This is a genomic window from Jeotgalicoccus huakuii, from assembly GCF_036665975.1.
In the GTDB taxonomy this organism is placed as follows: domain Bacteria; phylum Bacillota; class Bacilli; order Staphylococcales; family Salinicoccaceae; genus Jeotgalicoccus; species Jeotgalicoccus marinus.
In genome coordinates this window covers 24,948-43,157 of the sequence record NZ_JAVIYN010000003.1, presented here as the reverse complement: position 1 = coordinate 43,157, position 18,210 = coordinate 24,948, and the positions used below count along the sequence as shown (strand labels likewise).

Sequence of the window (18,210 nt, the reverse complement as noted above, 5' to 3'; positions counted from 1 at the left end):
GAGTGTCTCAGTGCAGTTTTTTTGTGTGCAATATATGCTATAATTAATAAATGAAAAAGTGACTAGAAAAGGACGTATTCTTATGTTTGATCAACTTGAAATAATTGAAAATCGATACGAACAGTTAACTGAGCTCTTAAGTGACCCAGATGTTGTAAGCGACTCGGACAAGCTTCGTAAATACTCTAAAGAACAAAGTGATATCCAAGAGACTGTAGAAGTATTCCGTGTTTATAAGGGACATTTAGAAACAATTGAAGAATCTAAAGGTATGTTAAAAGAGACAGATGATCCTGAAATGGTTGAAATGCTAGAAGAAGAAATTTCAACTTCTGAAGATGAACTACCTAAATTAGAGGAGCAATTGAAATTCTTAATTATCCCTAAAGACCCTAATGATGATAAGAACGTAATTATTGAAATCCGCGGCGCAGCAGGTGGAGATGAAGCGCAAATCTTTGCTGGAGATTTATTTAGAATGTATTCTCGTTATGCAGAGGATAAGAAATGGCGCATTGAAGTAGTAGATGCTTCAGCAAGTGAACACGGAGGTTACAAGGAAATCAGCTTTATGATTCAAGGTAACGGTGCGTATTCTAAGTTGAAATTCGAAAATGGTGCGCATCGTGTTCAACGTGTACCTGAGACAGAGTCGGGTGGTCGAATTCATACATCAACTGCAACAGTCGCAGTGTTGCCAGAAGTTGAAGATGTAGAAGTTGAAATCCGCAATGAAGATATTAAAATTGATACCTATCGTTCTTCTGGTGCTGGTGGACAACACGTTAACACGACAGACTCTGCAGTACGTATCACTCACTTACCAACAGGGACAGTTGTGACATCACAAGATGAGAAATCACAAATTAAAAACAGAGAGCGTGCAATGAAAGTGCTTAAAGCACGAGTATATGACATGATGCAACAAGAAGCACACGCTGAATATGCCGAAAAACGTAAGAGTGCGGTAGGAACAGGGGACCGTTCAGAACGAATTAGAACTTACAACTATCCACAAAATCGTGTGACAGACCACCGTATTGGTCTAACAATTCAAAAATTAGATCAGATTATCGATGGTAATTTAGACGAGGTTATCGAAGCATTAGCTATCGAAGAGCAAACCTCTAAACTAGAAGAGTTAAACAATGAAACGATATAAAGAAGTACTTAAAGAGGCGGAAGCCTCTTTAAGTATATCCGGACAAGAGACTCGGATTGCATCGATTTTATTAGAGGAAATGTTTGGTCTAACTTTAAGTCAATTGATGATTCACGAAAACGAATCTATGCCACAAGCTGACTATGATTACTTTATGGAAGTTATAGACAGAGTGATCAAGAACGAACCCTATCAGTATGTACTTGGAGAAGCTTACTTTTATGACACTTATTTTAAAGTGACCTCAGATACTTTAATTCCAAGACCAGAAACTGAAGAGCTTGTATATTATGTCCTTAAAAACGAAAGTGATCATGGCTTACAAGTCGCTGATATTGGTACAGGTACAGGGGCAATTGGCCTAACCTTGGCAAGGACTTGGAAGAATAATAAGGTGACTGTGACAGATATTTCAAGTGAGGCTCTCCGTGTAGCCAAAGAAAATGGAGTGAATCTAGGTGTGGAAGTCACCTATAAACAAGGTGATTTATTAACACCTCTAAAGGAATCAAGGTGTCAGTTTGATGTCCTTATCTCTAATCCACCCTATGTCAGTGAAGACGAGACTCACCTCATGACACAATCAGTACTTGAATATGAACCACACCAAGCTTTGTTTGCAGATGATGATGGACTCGCGCTTTATAAAAAAATGATATTGACATTAGATGACGTGTTAACAAAAGGCGGTAGGGTGTATTTTGAAATTGGATATGCACAGGGAGCGCCCTTACTCGAGTTTGTAAAAGATATAAAACAGATATCTAATCCCGTAATTATAAAAGATATAAACGAGCAAGATAGAATATTACACTTTACATGGGGTGAAGATGATGACTAAAGTATGGAAAATAAATGAAAGTGACTTAACAGATCCAAATGAACAAGAATCTTTAGCACTTAAACTAGAAGAGATTAAAACAGCATTCACCTACGGAGAAGTTGTAGCCATTCCAACAGAAACGGTTTACGGTCTTGCTGCAGATGCAAGGAATCATGAAGCCATACACAAAATATTTCATGCTAAAGGACGCCCTGGAGATAATCCTTTAATTATACACATCCATGACATTTCTCAATTAGAAGCATTTACAACACCACTTGATGACAGAGTGAAGAAACTTATGGAGCAATTTTGGCCAGGTCCAATTTCTTTTATCTTACCTTTAACTGGAGATTACTTAGCTTCTAATGCCGTTGCTGAATTAAATTCAGTAGCAGTAAGAATGCCGAGCCATCCAGTAGGAAGAAAGATTATTCAATACGCAGATATGCCACTAGCAGCACCAAGTGCCAATTTAAGTGGTAAGCCATCTCCAACAAATGCAAAACATGTCATCGACGACTTAAATAATAAAGTTTTCGGTGTAGTTGATAGTGAATCTGCTAACTTTGGTATTGAAAGTACAGTTATAGACTGCACTCAATTCCCTTACCGTATCGCACGTCCAGGTGCAATTACGAGAACGGATTTAGAAGCGGTACTTGAATCTGATGTTGGTAATTTCCATAGTGAGGATGATAAACCCATCTCTCCTGGAATGAAGTATAAGCACTATGCACCACGTCAACCATTGATTGTAATAGAAGGTGGGTTTACAAATAACACTAAACTTCCTATTGAACGTGGGCAGAAGGTTGGAGTAATTGCACCAGAGACATGTAGGGATTTTATTAGTGATGATATTCAATTTATTAGTTTATGTAGGGATACAACATCGTATAAAGAGGCGGCAAGGAATCTATACGCTGCCTTGAGAATTATGGATACATCAGATGTGGACACAATCTTCATACATGGGTTTGATAAAGTCTCTGAATCTGAAGGTTTGATGAACCGTATCTATAAAGCAACAGGTAATGAAGTGATTCAAAATGACTAAGTTAATTTTTGTGTGTACAGGAAATACTTGTAGGAGCCCGCTCTGTGAAAGCTATATGAAGACAAAGTATCCAGAAGCAAATATTTACTCAAGCGGTCTATTTGTTACGGCATATGATACGAGTGAAAACTCACGAGCAATCATAGAGAAAAACAATCTTATTTCACCAGACAAACCTACACCACTTACTGAGGATGAGTTAACAGATTCCGTACTCTTGGTAATGGGATCACACCATAAAGAAATGATTTTATCTGTAAACCCACAAGCCAATGTACATCTACTGTCAGAATATACAACAGGTGAGCAGGTTGATGTGGAAGACCCTTTTGGGGGAACAGTCGCGCAATATGAAAAAGTTTTTGAGCAGTTGAAATCCTATCTCGATAAAATAGAGCTATAATTCAGTTAATTTTTGAAAGTATCTGTACGTACAGGTATAATGAATGACAAGGAGATGAGCTTATGAAAATAGCAATTGCATCAGACCATGGTGGTGTCAACTTAAAAAAAGTGATTGTTGAATTTTTAAATGACAGTAATCTTGACTTTACTGATTTTGGACCTGAATCGACAGACTCTGTTGATTATCCCGACTATGCCAAGCCACTGTCTGAAAAAGTGGCTAATGGTGAATTTGATAAGGGCATTTTAATTTGTGGTACAGGTATCGGTATGAGTATTACTGCCAACAAAACAAAAGGTATCCGTTGTGCTTTAGTTCACGATACTTTTTCAGCTAAGGCAACGCGTCAACACAATGATTCGAATATCTTGGCTATGGGTGAGAGGGTCATTGGTCCAGGCTTAGCTATAGACATTGTAGATACATGGCTAAATACTGAGTTCGAGGGTGGTAGACATGAAAGACGAATTTCTAAGATTGAAGCATGATTTAGAGCAACTCACTTCTGAATTAAAAGAAAATGATTTCTTTAAAAATAAAAACATCTTAGTTATTGGTTGTTCAACTTCTGAAACTGTCGGAAAAGCAATCGGTAAAGGCAGTTCTGAAGAAGCGGCAGTTGTTATTTATGAGCATCTTTCTAATCTAGCGAAAAACGAAGATCTACATTTATTATTCCAAGGGTGCGAGCATATCAACCGTGCCTTGACGACTGAAAGAGAAACTTTAGAAGCCTTACAGTTAGAAGAGGTTTCGGTTGTCCCTCACAAACATGCAGGTGGAAGTTTAAGTGAATATGCGTATCAACAACTTGACGACCCTGTTGTCGTAGAAGGTGTCGTCGCAGATTGCGGCATCGATATCGGTCAAACTATGATTGGTATGCATATGAAGAAAGTGGCCGTACCAGTGCGCACGTCAGTTAAAACGGTTGGCCAAGCAGTTGTAACAATTGCGGGTTCACGTCCGAAACTTATTGGGGGACCAAGAGCGCATTATAAATAATGAAGGGGTGTAAGTTATGTCTTACATAAGCAATCAAGATCCACAAGTACAAGAAGTGATTAATAAGGAACTGGATAGACAAAATAACAATATTGAACTCATTGCTAGTGAAAACTTTGTTTCACAGGCTGTATTGGAAGCTCAAGGGTCAATATTAACAAATAAATACGCAGAAGGTTATCCTGAAAAACGTTATTACGGTGGATGTGAACATGTTGATGTTGTTGAAAACCTTGCACGTGACCGCGTAAAAGAAATATTTGGAGCAGAACACGCTAATGTTCAACCACACTCAGGTTCTCAGGCGAATATGGCTGTTTACTTCAGTGTGTTAGAATCGGGGGATAAAATCCTTGGTATGAACTTGTCTCATGGTGGACATTTAACACACGGGTCACCAGTAAATTTCAGCGGTAAGTTATTTAATTTTGTTTCCTATGGGGTGACAAGAGACACTGAAGAAATCGATTATGATGCACTACGTGAAGTTGCTGTTAAAGAGCAACCAAAAATGATTGTTGCAGGTGGTAGTGCGTATGCAAAGACTTTGGACTTTGAGAAGTTCCGTGAGATTGCAGATGAGGTTGGTGCCTTCCTATTAGTAGATATGGCGCATATTGCTGGCTTAGTTGCAGCTGGATTACATCCGAACCCAGTTCCACATGCTCACTTTGTAACATCAACAACTCATAAAACATTGAGAGGGCCACGTGGAGGTCTTATTTTAACTACCGATGAGTATGCAAAAATAATCGATAAAACAATCTTCCCTGGTATTCAAGGTGGACCATTAATGCATGTTATTGCAGCTAAAGCTGTTGCTTTTGGTGAAGCCCTACAACCAGAATTTAAAGTATACCAGCAACAAGTGATTGATAATGCACAAGCCTTAGCGACATCACTTGAAAAGGGTGGTTTACGTATCGTATCGGGCGGGACGGATAACCACTTAGTACTCGTTGATGTAAATGCGTTTGGTCTGACTGGTAAAGCAGCTGAAGAAGCGTTAGATGAAGTCGGAATTACAGTAAACAAGAATACAATTCCATTTGACGAAGCATCACCTTTCGTTACAAGTGGTATTCGCCTGGGTACACCAGCAATGACAACAAGAGGATTCACAACAGAAGATATGACAGAAGTCGGTAATATTATAGTAGAAACTTTAACTCGCCTTAAAGACGAGGAAAGTTTTGATGGAATTCAGGATAAGGTAACAAAATTGACAGGAAAGTATCCACTATATAAATAAAGTAAGTTATAATATAAACCGGATGGTATCATCCGGTTAATTTCTGGAGTGGAGGAAGTAATATGTCTAAAGTACAAGTAATGGATCATCCGTTAATTCAACATAAGATGTCTTACATACGTGATGAGAAAACTTCGACAAAACAATTTAGAGAACTCGTAGATGAAGTGGGTATGCTAATGGCATACGAAGTTACGAGAGATTTATCTTTAGAAGATGTCACAGTAAAGACACCTGTACAAGAAACAACGGCTAAAAGATTAAGTGGTAAAAAATTGGGTCTTGTACCAATCCTAAGAGCGGGACTCGGTATGCAAGAAGGTATTTTAAAACTTATTCCATCTGCCCGTGTTGGACACATCGGTTTATACCGTGATCCAGAAACATTAGAAGCGATTGAGTACTATGCTAAATTCCCGGGTGATATTGAAGATAGAGATATCTTTGTTATCGATCCAATGTTAGCGACAGGTGCTTCTGCAGTAGAAGCGATTACTGCTATTAAAAAACATGGTGCGACTAAGATTCGTTTTATCTGTTTAATCGCAGCGCCAGAAGGCGTTGAAGTATTAAAAGAAGCGCACCCGGATGTAGACATATATATTGCTGCACTTGATGAAAAGTTAAATGAGAAGAGTTATATCGTACCAGGACTTGGCGACGCGGGAGACCGTTTATTCGGCACACGATAATTAAATCTAGGAGATTGCTATGAAAAAAATAATGACTATTTTTGGTACTAGACCTGAAGCCATTAAAATGGCGCCTCTAGTATTAGAAATGAAAAAAGATGAAAGTATTGAACCTATTGTAGTAGTCACGGCACAACATAGAGAAATGCTGGACCAAGTATTGGAAACATTTGAAATCACACCTGATTATGATCTAAATATTATGAAAGCTGGTCAGACTTTATCTGAAGTAACAGGGCGTGTTCTTAATGGTTTAGAATCAGTAATCAAAGAAGTAAAACCTGATATGATTTTAGTACACGGAGATACAACGACGACTTTTGCAGGTTCTCTTGCTGCATTCTACAACGAAGTAGACATCGGTCACGTGGAAGCAGGTTTACGTACACATAACAAATATTCACCTTTCCCTGAAGAGGCGAACCGTCAAATGACAGGTGTCTTAGCAGATTTACACTTTGCACCGACTGATGATGCCCGTCAAAATCTATTAAATGAAGCGAAAGATGCGGAACGTATTTCAGTTACAGGGAATACAGCAATCGATGCATTAAAGACTACTGTTAATGATGACTATCATTCAGAAATTATTGAAAAACATAAAGATAACAAAGTCGTATTGCTCACTGCACACCGTCGTGAAAACATTGGTACACCAATGCACAACATTTTTGGAGCGGTTAGACAACTTGTGGATGAGTTTGAAGACGTTACTGTCGTTTACCCAATGCATAAGAATCCTAAAGTGCGTGAAATTGCTGATCAATATCTAGGTGGACATGACCGAATTGAGTTGATTGAGCCATTAGATGTTTTAGATTTTCACAACTTTGCAGCGAAGAGTCATTTAATCATGACAGACTCTGGTGGGGTTCAAGAAGAAGCGCCTTCACTAGGTAAACCTGTCCTTGTTTTAAGAGATACAACTGAACGCCCTGAAGGTGTCAAAGCAGGGACTCTAAAACTTGCTGGTATTGATAAGGAAAATATCTACCAATTAGCCAAAGAGCTTTTAACTGATGAAGCGAAATATAACAACATGGCTCAAACTCAAAATCCATACGGAGATGGGCAAGCATCACGAAGAATATGTGACAATATTAAGTATTACTATGGAATACTAAAAGAAAAACCTATCAGTTTCTCTGTAAACGATTAGTAATTGTGAACAACATGTTAAGATTCTGAGATTTTGTTGACACAAAAAACACACTCCGATAAAATTATTAGAGCATGTAATTGTTTTCACAACTTTTACATTTAGTCAGGGAGTAACCATGACATCACAAATTTTTAAAAGCTATTTTCAGCTCTTTTTGAAATATTTAATAGTACTTTTTATAATCAGTACTATTGTTTATATATTTACATTTTCACCGTTTTTTCTAGGTTTATCACTTGGTATAATTGGCTCGATGTTTACATCATATAGTTGGTTTTATCATTTAAAAGTGGCACAAGAGAGCAATGGTGAAAGGGTGAAGACAGGGACTTTGACGCGCATGCTCGTCGTCATTGCACTCTGTTTAATCTGGGTAAGATTCCCCGACTATATTAATATCTTTGGTATGTTAGTCGGACTCTTACTGACTTATGCGCTGATTGTCTGGCGTGCAGTACTTGAACTTTATAAACGGAAGAGGTGAAGAAATGGAACACGGAAGTCCAACCTTGGAACTTAATTTATTTGGGATACCAATCATTTTTGAACTTGCAACTTCCTTGATGATTATCATCACATGTCTAGTCATATTTTTTACACTGTTTTTCATGACGCGAAAACTCGCGGTAAGACCTACAGGTAAAGGGCAAGTCCTTGTCGAAGCGCTGATGAACTTTGTCAAAGGAATCATCAAGAGTAACATGTCGTGGAAAGATGGTGGACAATTCCACTTTTTAGCATTAACACTGTTCTTATTTATTTTAGTCGGAAACTTAATTGGTATACCATTTACGTTTATCGCACCAGATGCAGATCACACATTGTGGGTTAAATCACCGACAGCTGATCCAGTAGTCACACTGACATTGGCAGGCTTGATGATTGTTTTGACACACTATTACGGCGTGAAGCAACAAGGTGTCGGCGGCTATTTAAAACAGTATGTTACACCGATGTGGTGGTTAGCACCAATCAAATTCATCGAAGAATTTACATATAACTTAACGTTAGGTTTACGTCTTTACGGTAACGTCTACGCTGGGGAAATCCTACTTCTGTTACTACTTAATTTAGTAGTGAGCGGTAGCGTGTTAGGTGCTTTAGGATTTATTCCGATGATGGTATGGCAAGGATTCAAAGTATTTATAGGTGCAATTCAGGCATTTATATTCGTAATGTTATCAATGGTTTATCTATCACATAAGGTGAGCGATGATCATTAATATATAATAAAAACTAATTATTTAAATTTCTAGGAGGAAATATTTTATGAATTTACTAGCAGCTGGTATTGCAGCAGGTTTAGCCGCTCTTGGCGCATCATTTGGTATCGGTATGGTTGTTTCAAAAACTGTAGAAGGTGTTGCGCGTCAACCTGAATCACGTGGTCCATTACAAACGATTATGTTCATTGGTATCGGGGTTGTTGAGGCCGTTCCAATCATGGCGATCGTTATTGCATTCTTACTTATGTTCACGTTCTAAGAGTCGTTATAAAAGGCGAAGTCTTACTTTAAAGATTTCGCCATCTTATTATGTAAATAATTACAGGTGAAAAGACTTTTTTGAAAGGAGTGTACATAGGTGGAACTATTAATTTTAGGTGCTGCTGGTGAAAGTATGGGTACTGCAGTCGGCACATCATTTGTCTTGTTAGTCAGTTTCATAGCATTACTTTTAGTGCTTTCATATTACGTTTGGAAACCAGTTAAAAAAATCATGGATGATCGCGAACAGCTAATTCATGACGATATAGATTCTGCAGAACAAAGAAAAGCTGAGGCAGAACGCTTAAAAGCAGAGAACGATGCATTGTTAAAACAAACACAAGCAGAAATTTCTGAACTGATGGAAAATGCCAAAGGTCAAGCGAAGAAAGAACAAGAAGCAATTATCACTGATGCTCAAACTCGCGCGACACAGATGATTCAAGAAGCGAAAGTTGATATTGAGCGTGAGAAAGAACAAGCAGTCAGAGATATCAATGATCAAGTAGCTGAACTATCTGTACTTATTGCAGAGAAGATGATTGTAAAAGAACTCAATGTTGAAGATCAAAAAGGCCTTGTTTCTAAGTATTTACAGGAAGCGGGCGATAAATAATGGCAAGAGCGAGTCAACAATATGCCAATGCATTATATGAAGTAGCGGTAAAAGAAGATGTTTTAGAAGAAGTTAAAAATGATTTTTTTGAAGTGACTAAAGCAATCGCTTCAGTTGAGAGCTTTAAAGAATTCATGAATAACCCTAAAGTATCTATTGAAGATAGAAAGAATGTAATCGAGACAACATTTAAAGATAGTCACAGACTGCTTTTGAACTTATTGAGGATTTTAACGGATAAGCATCGCGTCTCATTAGTAGACGAAGTTTACAGTGAATTCCTTCATCTATATGATGAACAACATAATCAGGCGCGTGTGACTGTAGAATCTGTATATAAACTTTCCACTGAAGAGCTAGATCAGCTTGGACAGATTTTTATCGATAAAACAGGCTATGAAAAACTGCTCATTACAAACAATATCAATGAGACGCTCATTGGTGGTGTAAGAGTACTTATCGGTTCGAAAGTATACGACGGTTCAGTACAGAATCAACTTGAAGGCATCAGAAATAATTTTAAAGAACATACGAATAGCTAAAGGAGTGACATTTTCATGGCAATCAAAGCTGACGAAATAAGTGCTCTCTTAAGAAGTCAAATTGAAAACTATGACAAGGACATGCAAGTCACAGACACTGGTACTGTAATCCAGGTTGGTGATGGTATTGCACTTGCTCACGGTTTAAACGATGCGATGGCTGGAGAGTTAATTGAGTTTCCTAGTGGAGTATTAGGACTTGCTCAAAACCTTGAAGAAGATAATGTTGGTATAGTAATTCTTGGGCCAAGTGACGACATTAAAGAAGGCGATGAAGTTAAACGTACAGGACGTATTATGGAAGTACCTGTTGGTGAAGAACTTATTGGCCGTGTTGTAAACCCACTTGGTCAACCAATAGATGGTAAAGGGCCAATCAACACAAGTAAAACGAGACCTATTGAAAGCCCAGCAACAGGGGTTATGGATCGTAAAAGTGTTGATGAGCCACTACAAACAGGTATTAAAGCAATCGATGCGCTAGTACCAATTGGTCGTGGACAACGTGAATTAATTATCGGTGACCGTCAAACTGGTAAAACGACTGTCGCGATTGATACAATCTTAAACCAAAAAGATCAAGACATGATTTGTGTATATGTTGCGATTGGACAAAAAGAATCTACAGTACGTTCAACAGTAGAAACGCTACGTAAAAACGGTGCGCTTGACTACACAATTGTTGTAACTGCAGGTGCTGCAGATCCAGCGCCATTACTATACATCTCACCATATGCTGGTGTATCAATGGCAGAAGAATTCATGTTCAATGGTAAACACGTTCTAATCGTATATGATGACTTAACTAAACAAGCAGCTGCTTACCGTGAGTTATCTTTACTATTACGTCGTCCGCCAGGTCGTGAAGCTTTCCCAGGTGACGTATTCTACCTACACAGTCGTCTTTTAGAACGCGCAGCGAAATTAAATGACGATTTAGGTGGCGGTTCGATTACAGCACTACCATTCATCGAAACACAAGCTGGCGATATCAGTGCTTTCGTTCCAACAAACGTTATCTCAATCACTGATGGACAGATCTTCTTACAGAGTGATCTATTCCACTCAGGTGTACGTCCAGCAATCAACGCCGGATTATCAGTATCACGTGTTGGTGGTTCTGCACAAATTAAAGCAATGAAAAAAGTTGCCGGTACATTACGTCTAGACTTAGCGTCTTACCGTGAACTTGAGGCTTTTGCTCAGTTCGGTTCAGACTTAGATGAAGCAACTAAAGCGAAACTTGACCGTGGTGCACGTACTGTTGAAGTACTTAAACAACCGGAAAACGCACCGTTAAAAGTTGAAAAACAAGTTGCAATTTTATTTGCACTCGTTAATGGTTATTTAGATGATGTACCTGTTGAAGATGTGACTCGTTTTGAAGCTGAATTCCTAAGCTGGATGGATGCAAATCAACCGGAACTATTGAAGCAAATCGCTGATACTAAACAGTTACCAGACGGAAATGCATTTGACGAAGCAATCAACAGCTTTAAAAAGCTCTTTAACCCTTCTAACTAATTAAGTAAGACTAAGGTGGTGAATTCATGGCTTCATTAAGAGAAATTAAAGGCCGGATTGGCTCAACGAAAAAGATGAGTCAATTAACAGGCGCAATGCACATGGTAGCAAACTCTAAACTTAGTAGGGCGGAGCAAAATGCGAAACAGTTCCAACCCTATATGGATAAAATCCAAGAAACTGTAAGAGGAATTGCTGCTAGCGATAATGAAAGCTCACACCCTATGTTAGAAGAGAGACCAATTAAGAGAACGGGTTACATCATTATTTCAAGTGATACCGGTAAAGCAGGGGCTTACAATAGTAATGTTGTCAAAGCAATTTCACAAGAAGTTGCCAAGAAACACGACAATAATCCGGATTCATATGATCTATTCGTCCTCGGTAAAATTGGCTATGAGACTTTAATAGGGCGTGGTTTTGATATAACGAACTATCGACTTGGCCTACCGGATCAGCCTGATTTCGCAAGCGTTAAAGAAATTGCGAGCCAATCGGTAAACGAATTCGTTAATGAAGATATTGACGAATTGTACATTGTGTATAATAAATTCGTAAACGTCTTACAACAAGATATTACTGTAAGAAAGCTGCTTCCACTAACAGAGCGCGATATTCAAACTGAAAGTGAAGAATCAGCACTTGCAAGTTACGAATTTGAACCAGATAAAGAATCAATTCTTGAAACAATTTTACCTCAGTATGCTGAGAGCTTAATATATGGTGCTTTACTTGATGCGAAAGCGAGTGAGCATGCAGCCCGTATGACAGCAATGAAAGCAGCAACTGACAACGCCAAGGAACTTATTGGCGATCTTACACTGCAGTATAACCGCTTAAGACAAGCTGCGATTACCCAGGAAATTACGGAAATCGTTGGCGGTGCTTCTGCATTAGAATAAAAGAGATTAGGAGGAAATTAAATGGCTTTAGGTCAAGTAGTCCAAATTATGGGGCCAGTTGTTGATGTAAGATTCAACGAAGGCGAACTACCTGAAATTAATAATGCGCTTACTGTAAAAATTGACATTGCCGGTTCAGAACCAATCTCACTGACTTTAGAAGTTGCGCTTCACCGCGGTGATAACATTGTTAGAACGATTGCGATGAGTTCAACAGATGGCTTACGTCGTGGTGCTGAAGTTGTTAATACTGGTGCGCCAATTTCTGTACCAGTTGGCGAAAACACACTAGGTCGTGTATTCAACATCCTTGGTGAAAATATTGATTTAGGTGAACCAATCCCAGCCAGTGAGCGTCGTGACCCAATTCATAGATTAGCACCTAAATTCGATGAATTATCTACTTCAACTGAGATTCTTGAGACTGGAATTAAAGTAGTAGACTTACTTGCCCCTTATACCAAAGGTGGTAAAGTTGGGTTGTTCGGTGGTGCCGGTGTAGGTAAAACCGTTCTTATTCAAGAACTAATCAATAACGTTGCCCAAGAGCACGGTGGTATTTCTGTATTCGCCGGAGTTGGTGAACGTACACGTGAAGGTAATGACCTTTACTACGAAATGAAAGATTCAGGTGTAATCGAGAAGACTGCAATGGTCTTCGGTCAAATGAATGAACCACCTGGTGCGCGTATGCGTGTTGCACTTTCAGGATTAACAATGGCAGAATACTTCCGTGATGAACAAGGTCAGGACGTATTGCTATTTATCGATAACATTTTCCGCTTTACACAAGCTGGTTCAGAGGTGTCTGCACTTCTTGGACGTATGCCTTCAGCGGTTGGTTATCAACCTACACTTGCAACTGAAATGGGTCAGTTACAAGAACGTATTACATCAACAAATGTTGGTTCAGTAACGTCAATTCAAGCGGTATTCGTACCTGCCGATGACTATACTGACCCCGCACCAGCACAAACATTTGCTCACCTTGATGCAACAACAAACTTAGAGCGTAAACTTTCTGAAATGGGTATTTACCCAGCAGTGGATCCACTTGCTTCAACATCACGTGCGCTTTCTCCTAACATTGTTGGAGAAGAGCACTACAATGTAGCTAGGGGCGTTCAAGAGACACTTCAGAAATACAGTGAGTTGCAAGATATCATTGCAATCCTTGGTATGGATGAGTTATCTGATGAAGACAAAAATACAGTCGCACGTGCGCGTCGTATTCAGTTCTTCTTAAGTCAGAATTTCCACGTTGCTGAACAGTTTACAGGGCAAAAAGGTTCATATGTACCAGTTAAACAAACTGTACAGGATTTCAAAGAGATTTTAGAAGGAAAATACGACCACGTTCCGGAAGATGCATTCCGTCTCGTAGGCGGCATCGAAGATGTTCTTGAAAAAGCACGTCAACAAGGTGCGGAAGTCTAAAACGGGAGGGTAAATCATGGCAACAATTGCACTGGATGTAGTTACTCCTAATGGTTCTGTCTTTCATGAAGAAGACTGCGAGATTGTGGTTCTTCAAACTGTACAGGGCGAACTTGGTGTGATGGCAGGACACATTCCTACAGTTACACCACTTAAAATAGGTGTCCTTCGCGTTAAGATTGATGGAAAGTTTGAGTACTTAGCGGTTACTGAAGGCTTTGCTGAAATCAAACCAGAACAAGTCACAGTACTTGTTCAAGCTGGCGAATTCTCTGCTGAAATTGATACAGAGCGTGCTGAGGCAGCGAAAAAAAGAGCAGAAGAACTCTTAAATCGTGCCCAGGACGAGCGCGTTGATAAGTACCGCGCAGAACTTGCACTTCACCGTGCAGTAAATCGCCTAGAGGTTTCAAAATATTAAACTAAAAGACTGGATAATCCAGTCTTTTTTTCATTTAAAGGAGATTAAACTATGGGTTATTCTGAACTTGCATTTATGCATATAATTCTTCACTTCCTGTGTATAATACTCGCATTTTGGGTATTAAAAGGAGTGAGGCTTGAAGTACTCTTCAAGCAAGGAGAAGTCGCTCGTGGACGAATGTTAATGATCTTGCTCAGTGTATTGATTGGAACAGCGCTAAGTAACTTTATAATGGACGTATTCAGATATACTCAAGAGGCGGCTATTATGTTTAGCTAATCGCTTTACAAAGGCAGTGTTAACAACGTATTATTGACATGAGTGGTAGAGAATTTATGGAGTGAGAAGATGGAAAAGATTATAGTTAAAGGTGGTAACAAGCTATCTGGTTCCGTTGAAATAGAAGGGGCTAAAAACGCAGTACTACCGATTTTGGCAGCATCTCTATTAGCATCAGAGGGACAGTCAATTATTAAAAACGTACCAGAATTATCAGATGTAGATACATTAACTAACTTAAATAAAATTTTAGGCGCAAAAGTAGAACGAGGTAAAAATCAAGTTACAATTGACGCTTCAGGTGAACTTACCTGCATCGCACCATATGAACTTGTCAGTAAAATGCGCGCAAGTATGCTCGTAATGGGACCATTACTGAGCCGTTATGGCTATTGTAATATCGCGATGCCAGGTGGTTGCGCAATTGGTTCAAGACCGATTGAACAACATATTAAAGGTCTAGAAAAGATGGGTGCGTCTTTCCAACAGACTGCTGGTTACATCGAAGGTAAAATTGATGGTCGTCTACAAGGAACAAAAATTCACATGGACTTCCCAAGTGTTGGGGCGACTCAGAACTTAATGATGGCTGCGAGTTTAGCAGAAGGCGTTACTCATTTAGAGAATGCTGCAATGGAGCCTGAAATTGTAGATTTAGCAAATTACATTAATGTAATGGGTGGTCATGTCACTGGTGCAGGAACTGGACACATTAAAATTGTAGGTGTTGAATCCTTGAAAGGGACTGAGCATTCAGTTATTCCTGACCGTATAGAAGCTGGTACTTTTATGATTGCTGGTGCCATTACTAGAAGTGAAATTACCTTAAAGAATGTAGTCATTGAACACTTATCTGCAGTCGTTTCAAAACTAGAGGAAATCGGCATTACATTCGTTGAAGAAGGCAATGATGTTCGCCTTATTCCAGCTGACACATATAAAAATGTAGATATTAAAACGATGCCACATCCTGGTTTCCCAACAGACATGCAAAGTCAGATGATGGCTTTATTAACGACGATTGAAGGTACGAGTATCGTCACAGAAACAATATTTGAGAATCGTTTCATGCACGTTAGAGAATTCTCCGCAATGAATGCTGACATTACGTTAGAAGATAACCACGCAGTGATTCGTGGTGGTGGACAGTTATTTGGCGCTCAAGTAAAAGCGACTGATTTACGTGCGGGTGCTGCTTTAGTACTTGCAGGACTTGCTGCAAAAGACTATACTGTCGTATCGGAACTTCAACATTTAGATCGTGGTTACGTCCGTTTCCATGAAAAACTTAAAGCACTAGGTGCGGATATCGAACGTACAGATGATAGTACTTCTATAGAGCATTTGGTGACATCAAAGTAGAGGGGTAATACTATGGCAGAACAAGAACAAAAAATCGTTCACCGTAGATTCCCATTGTTAGTTAGAATTTTACTGTTTCTATATGTTGCTATTGTGCTTATCTTTTTAGGCCTAATGATTGGCTATGGCATATTAGATAATCCGTTTGGTGTATTTAGAATAGAAACATGGGAACATATCATTAACTTGACTAGGGGTTGACGACAGCAATGCTGACATATGATCAAATTAAAGCGATTTTACCTCACAGACCACCATTTTTACTTATTGATAGAGTAACGGAAGTTGATCCTGGTGTAAGCTGTAGAGGAATTAAACAAGTATCAGGTAATGAAGCATTCTTTGAAGGTCATTTTCCTGAATATGCAGTAATGCCTGGTGTGTTAATTGTTGAGGCATTAGCACAGGTTGGTGGCGTTGCACTGTTACAACAAGAGGAATATAAAGGGAAACTGGCTTTTTTTGCTGGTATAGATAAGTGCCGTTTTAAAAAACAAGTCACACCAGGTGACACACTTGACCTATACGTAGAAATTACGAAGATTCGTGGTCCAATTGGTAAAGGAACTGCTGTTGCCAAAGTAGACGGTGAAATTGCTTGCCAATGTGAGATTACATTTGCGATATCAGATGTTAAAAGTGAATAGAAAAATGCGTATGACTTAATGTTGTCATACGCTTTTTTTTATTCCTCTTCTTTCTCAAAATCTTCTTTTGATTCCATACGAACATTGAATTCGTTAATGAGAGACTCACCTTCATACCCTTTTTCAACAAGGTAGGCAAGTAGGTTCTCAGCATAGTTTGGACCATGAGTGACTATCGCCCCTTTAAAAATAACTGAGGTTTTATCTTCCTTATCATGAATATCCATTAAAGTAGCTGAAAATTTTGCTGGTGTGTTGGTCGGTCTAGTAATTGTCACCATCATATCAAGTTGTTGATCTTTTAATTTGGTGAGCACTGATGATAGATGACTGGAGGTCACAATCTCAATAATCCATGGTTCCTCGCCTTCTTCTAAGTTAATGATGACACCATCTAGTACTTCTGGAACGATAAAATTCTGTTCTTGAATAATTTTTAGATCAATCACCTTAAATGATTTCATTTTGATTACCCCTTCATAAAATACAAATTATCTTTTTTCGTATGCTAAAATTTACTATTTTTGAATTCTTGCTATATTTTAAGTGGTCTTTTGTCATTATTGTATATTATTCTAAGCGGAAATGAAATTATTGCTTTTTGCAGAATATTTCATCCTCACTTACATTGGTAACAGGAAGGGTGGTGAAATAAGATGATGAACAAAGTATTGCTTGTCGGTGAACTTATTAGCAACAACGTCATTGCGAAAAATGCCCAAGGTAGTGTCAATGCATTTATTATTGCTACAGTTCGTGTGCCGAAAGATAGTCGTCGTGAAAAAGAAGTACATTTTCTTTACTGTAAAGCCTTTGGAAAGAGTGTACCAAAAGTATTAGAAATGACAAATATAGGTGACATATTATGTGTCAGTGGACAGTTAGCAACCACTACAACTACAAGTGATGATGGTACTAGAGAGTACCGCATGGAAATTTGGGTAGAGAGTGTTAAACAAGTGCCTGAAAAGATTCAAAATCGTACAGATATTTCTAATCCATCTCGGTTGATTGAACAAGCAGTCAATCACTACAACATCCAAGACGCACTCGGTGAACAGTACGTACATACTATAACTGAGTCAAAACAAGCCGCAAATACTGATAGAGAAAAGCAAATTGAAGTGATTCAAAGCATAGTTGAAGAAGCAGAAATTAAAACAGAAGAAAGTAAAGACAAAGAGAAAGTACTCGCTTAATTATACCCCACTTATAATGCACCAATTCATCTCACTCACAAAGCATATCTAATGAGCTGCTGCGGCTCATAGATATGCTTATTTTTATGATATAAAATATTCAGATTAATGAAATCTAATTGTATTAAACTGAACTTTTTGTAATATGATTGTAAAGAAACGATTAAATTTTTAAATTGCTGTAACCTATGTAATGACTTTTTTCCCTATAATAAATATCGTTAATGAA

Annotated in this window: 24 protein-coding genes; 23 read left to right on the top strand and 1 reads right to left on the bottom strand. The window is 38.6% G+C overall.

Going from position 1 to position 18,210, the window contains the following annotated elements; translation table 11 throughout:
• Window positions 1-82 precede the first annotated feature (82 nt).
• The 22 genes from prfA to fabZ all read left to right on the top strand — a co-directional run bounded on the left by prfA (window position 83) and on the right by fabZ (window position 16,782).
• On the top strand, window positions 83-1,162 hold the full coding sequence (gene prfA, locus V6E76_RS02180) for a peptide chain release factor 1 (RefSeq protein WP_026866013.1): 1,080 nt from the start codon (window positions 83-85) through the stop codon (window positions 1,160-1,162).
• Window positions 1,149-2,003, top strand: coding sequence for a peptide chain release factor N(5)-glutamine methyltransferase (gene prmC / locus V6E76_RS02175; RefSeq protein ID WP_247348568.1), 855 nt, complete (start codon window positions 1,149-1,151; stop codon window positions 2,001-2,003). The genes prfA and prmC overlap by 14 nt, the downstream gene beginning before the upstream one ends.
• A complete protein-coding gene (locus V6E76_RS02170; RefSeq protein ID WP_247348565.1) occupies window positions 1,996-3,045 on the top strand; it encodes an L-threonylcarbamoyladenylate synthase in 1,050 nt (349 codons plus the stop codon). The genes prmC and V6E76_RS02170 overlap by 8 nt, the downstream gene beginning before the upstream one ends.
• Entirely contained in the window at window positions 3,038-3,448 is a 411-nt protein-coding gene (locus V6E76_RS02165; protein WP_499797695.1) for an arsenate reductase/protein-tyrosine-phosphatase family protein, read from the top strand. The genes V6E76_RS02170 and V6E76_RS02165 overlap by 8 nt, the downstream gene beginning before the upstream one ends.
• Window positions 3,449-3,510: 62 nt before the next feature.
• Complete coding sequence (gene rpiB / locus V6E76_RS02160; protein WP_026866009.1) at window positions 3,511-3,939, top strand: ribose 5-phosphate isomerase B; 429 nt, start codon at window positions 3,511-3,513, stop codon at window positions 3,937-3,939.
• Entirely contained in the window at window positions 3,908-4,456 is a 549-nt protein-coding gene (locus V6E76_RS02155) for a TIGR01440 family protein (protein WP_026866008.1), read from the top strand. The genes rpiB and V6E76_RS02155 overlap by 32 nt, the downstream gene beginning before the upstream one ends.
• Before the next feature lie 16 nt (window positions 4,457-4,472).
• Window positions 4,473-5,708 (top strand): serine hydroxymethyltransferase, encoded by a 1,236-nt coding sequence (glyA, locus tag V6E76_RS02150; RefSeq protein WP_247348561.1) that lies wholly within the window; start codon window positions 4,473-4,475, stop codon window positions 5,706-5,708.
• 62 nt (window positions 5,709-5,770) lie between these two features.
• Window positions 5,771-6,400, top strand: a complete 630-nt coding sequence (gene upp / locus V6E76_RS02145; RefSeq protein ID WP_026866006.1) for a uracil phosphoribosyltransferase — start codon at window positions 5,771-5,773, stop codon at window positions 6,398-6,400.
• A gap of 19 nt (window positions 6,401-6,419) precedes the next feature.
• Window positions 6,420-7,559 (top strand): non-hydrolyzing UDP-N-acetylglucosamine 2-epimerase, encoded by a 1,140-nt coding sequence (wecB, locus tag V6E76_RS02140; protein ID WP_166626937.1) that lies wholly within the window; start codon window positions 6,420-6,422, stop codon window positions 7,557-7,559.
• A 118-nt stretch (window positions 7,560-7,677) separates the two neighbouring features.
• Window positions 7,678-8,046, top strand: a complete 369-nt coding sequence (locus tag V6E76_RS02135; RefSeq protein ID WP_026866004.1) for an ATP synthase subunit I — start codon at window positions 7,678-7,680, stop codon at window positions 8,044-8,046.
• Between the two features lie 4 nt (window positions 8,047-8,050).
• Window positions 8,051-8,785 carry a F0F1 ATP synthase subunit A gene (gene atpB / locus V6E76_RS02130; RefSeq protein ID WP_026866003.1) on the top strand — a complete coding sequence of 245 codons (735 nt, stop codon included), beginning with the start codon at window positions 8,051-8,053 and terminating at the stop codon, window positions 8,783-8,785.
• A gap of 46 nt (window positions 8,786-8,831) precedes the next feature.
• On the top strand, window positions 8,832-9,047 hold the full coding sequence (gene atpE / locus V6E76_RS02125) for a F0F1 ATP synthase subunit C (protein ID WP_026859255.1): 216 nt from the start codon (window positions 8,832-8,834) through the stop codon (window positions 9,045-9,047).
• Between the two features lie 99 nt (window positions 9,048-9,146).
• A complete protein-coding gene (locus V6E76_RS02120) occupies window positions 9,147-9,665 on the top strand; it encodes a F0F1 ATP synthase subunit B (protein WP_026866002.1) in 519 nt (172 codons plus the stop codon).
• A complete protein-coding gene (locus tag V6E76_RS02115; RefSeq protein WP_247348558.1) occupies window positions 9,665-10,207 on the top strand; it encodes a F0F1 ATP synthase subunit delta in 543 nt (180 codons plus the stop codon). The genes V6E76_RS02120 and V6E76_RS02115 overlap by 1 nt, the downstream gene beginning before the upstream one ends.
• A gap of 15 nt (window positions 10,208-10,222) precedes the next feature.
• Window positions 10,223-11,731, top strand: coding sequence for a F0F1 ATP synthase subunit alpha (gene atpA, locus V6E76_RS02110; protein ID WP_026866000.1), 1,509 nt, complete (start codon window positions 10,223-10,225; stop codon window positions 11,729-11,731).
• Between the two features lie 26 nt (window positions 11,732-11,757).
• Window positions 11,758-12,633 (top strand): ATP synthase F1 subunit gamma, encoded by an 876-nt coding sequence (atpG, locus tag V6E76_RS02105; protein WP_026865999.1) that lies wholly within the window; start codon window positions 11,758-11,760, stop codon window positions 12,631-12,633.
• Between the two features lie 21 nt (window positions 12,634-12,654).
• Window positions 12,655-14,070, top strand: a complete 1,416-nt coding sequence (gene atpD, locus V6E76_RS02100) for a F0F1 ATP synthase subunit beta (protein ID WP_026865998.1) — start codon at window positions 12,655-12,657, stop codon at window positions 14,068-14,070.
• Between the two features lie 16 nt (window positions 14,071-14,086).
• On the top strand, window positions 14,087-14,491 hold the full coding sequence (locus V6E76_RS02095; protein ID WP_026865997.1) for a F0F1 ATP synthase subunit epsilon: 405 nt from the start codon (window positions 14,087-14,089) through the stop codon (window positions 14,489-14,491).
• A 51-nt stretch (window positions 14,492-14,542) separates the two neighbouring features.
• Window positions 14,543-14,773, top strand: a complete 231-nt coding sequence (locus tag V6E76_RS02090; RefSeq protein WP_198687390.1) for a DUF1146 family protein — start codon at window positions 14,543-14,545, stop codon at window positions 14,771-14,773.
• 69 nt (window positions 14,774-14,842) lie between these two features.
• Window positions 14,843-16,135, top strand: coding sequence for a UDP-N-acetylglucosamine 1-carboxyvinyltransferase (gene murA, locus V6E76_RS02085; protein ID WP_026865995.1), 1,293 nt, complete (start codon window positions 14,843-14,845; stop codon window positions 16,133-16,135).
• A 12-nt stretch (window positions 16,136-16,147) separates the two neighbouring features.
• Window positions 16,148-16,336: a DNA-directed RNA polymerase subunit beta gene (locus V6E76_RS02080; protein WP_026865994.1), complete on the top strand. Its 189-nt coding sequence runs from the start codon at window positions 16,148-16,150 to the stop codon at window positions 16,334-16,336.
• A gap of 8 nt (window positions 16,337-16,344) precedes the next feature.
• Window positions 16,345-16,782 carry a 3-hydroxyacyl-ACP dehydratase FabZ gene (gene fabZ / locus V6E76_RS02075; protein WP_026865993.1) on the top strand — a complete coding sequence of 146 codons (438 nt, stop codon included), beginning with the start codon at window positions 16,345-16,347 and terminating at the stop codon, window positions 16,780-16,782.
• Window positions 16,783-16,820: 38 nt separating this feature from the next.
• Here the strand turns inward: fabZ and V6E76_RS02070 are convergent, their stop codons facing one another.
• Window positions 16,821-17,246, bottom strand: coding sequence for a YwpF family protein (locus V6E76_RS02070; RefSeq protein ID WP_166626934.1), 426 nt, complete (start codon window positions 17,244-17,246; stop codon window positions 16,821-16,823).
• Between the two features lie 192 nt (window positions 17,247-17,438).
• Between V6E76_RS02070 and V6E76_RS02065 the strand changes: the two genes are divergently transcribed.
• The gene (locus tag V6E76_RS02065; RefSeq protein WP_051220439.1) at window positions 17,439-17,981 is read left to right on the top strand and encodes a single-stranded DNA-binding protein; all 543 of its coding nucleotides are present in this window, start codon (window positions 17,439-17,441) and stop codon (window positions 17,979-17,981) included.
• Window positions 17,982-18,210: the final 229 nt, after the last annotated feature.

Coding starts and splice junctions, on each gene's coding strand:
- atpB (WP_026866003.1), top strand. CDS start 8,051: ATGGAACACGGAAGTCCAACCTTGGAACTTAATTTATTTGGGATACCA.
- prmC (WP_247348568.1), top strand. CDS start 1,149: ATGAAACGATATAAAGAAGTACTTAAAGAGGCGGAAGCCTCTTTAAGT.
- atpE (WP_026859255.1), top strand. CDS start 8,832: ATGAATTTACTAGCAGCTGGTATTGCAGCAGGTTTAGCCGCTCTTGGC.
- atpA (WP_026866000.1), top strand. CDS start 10,223: ATGGCAATCAAAGCTGACGAAATAAGTGCTCTCTTAAGAAGTCAAATT.
- V6E76_RS02115 (WP_247348558.1), top strand. CDS start 9,665: ATGGCAAGAGCGAGTCAACAATATGCCAATGCATTATATGAAGTAGCG.
- V6E76_RS02170 (WP_247348565.1), top strand. CDS start 1,996: ATGACTAAAGTATGGAAAATAAATGAAAGTGACTTAACAGATCCAAAT.
- V6E76_RS02155 (WP_026866008.1), top strand. CDS start 3,908: ATGAAAGACGAATTTCTAAGATTGAAGCATGATTTAGAGCAACTCACT.
- V6E76_RS02080 (WP_026865994.1), top strand. CDS start 16,148: ATGGCAGAACAAGAACAAAAAATCGTTCACCGTAGATTCCCATTGTTA.
- V6E76_RS02095 (WP_026865997.1), top strand. CDS start 14,087: ATGGCAACAATTGCACTGGATGTAGTTACTCCTAATGGTTCTGTCTTT.
- V6E76_RS02070 (WP_166626934.1), bottom strand. CDS start 17,246: ATGAAATCATTTAAGGTGATTGATCTAAAAATTATTCAAGAACAGAAT.
- V6E76_RS02165 (WP_499797695.1), top strand. CDS start 3,038: ATGACTAAGTTAATTTTTGTGTGTACAGGAAATACTTGTAGGAGCCCG.
- glyA (WP_247348561.1), top strand. CDS start 4,473: ATGTCTTACATAAGCAATCAAGATCCACAAGTACAAGAAGTGATTAAT.
- rpiB (WP_026866009.1), top strand. CDS start 3,511: ATGAAAATAGCAATTGCATCAGACCATGGTGGTGTCAACTTAAAAAAA.
- V6E76_RS02090 (WP_198687390.1), top strand. CDS start 14,543: ATGGGTTATTCTGAACTTGCATTTATGCATATAATTCTTCACTTCCTG.
- atpD (WP_026865998.1), top strand. CDS start 12,655: ATGGCTTTAGGTCAAGTAGTCCAAATTATGGGGCCAGTTGTTGATGTA.
- fabZ (WP_026865993.1), top strand. CDS start 16,345: ATGCTGACATATGATCAAATTAAAGCGATTTTACCTCACAGACCACCA.
- V6E76_RS02135 (WP_026866004.1), top strand. CDS start 7,678: ATGACATCACAAATTTTTAAAAGCTATTTTCAGCTCTTTTTGAAATAT.
- upp (WP_026866006.1), top strand. CDS start 5,771: ATGTCTAAAGTACAAGTAATGGATCATCCGTTAATTCAACATAAGATG.
- V6E76_RS02065 (WP_051220439.1), top strand. CDS start 17,439: ATGATGAACAAAGTATTGCTTGTCGGTGAACTTATTAGCAACAACGTC.
- murA (WP_026865995.1), top strand. CDS start 14,843: ATGGAAAAGATTATAGTTAAAGGTGGTAACAAGCTATCTGGTTCCGTT.
- wecB (WP_166626937.1), top strand. CDS start 6,420: ATGAAAAAAATAATGACTATTTTTGGTACTAGACCTGAAGCCATTAAA.
- prfA (WP_026866013.1), top strand. CDS start 83: ATGTTTGATCAACTTGAAATAATTGAAAATCGATACGAACAGTTAACT.
- atpG (WP_026865999.1), top strand. CDS start 11,758: ATGGCTTCATTAAGAGAAATTAAAGGCCGGATTGGCTCAACGAAAAAG.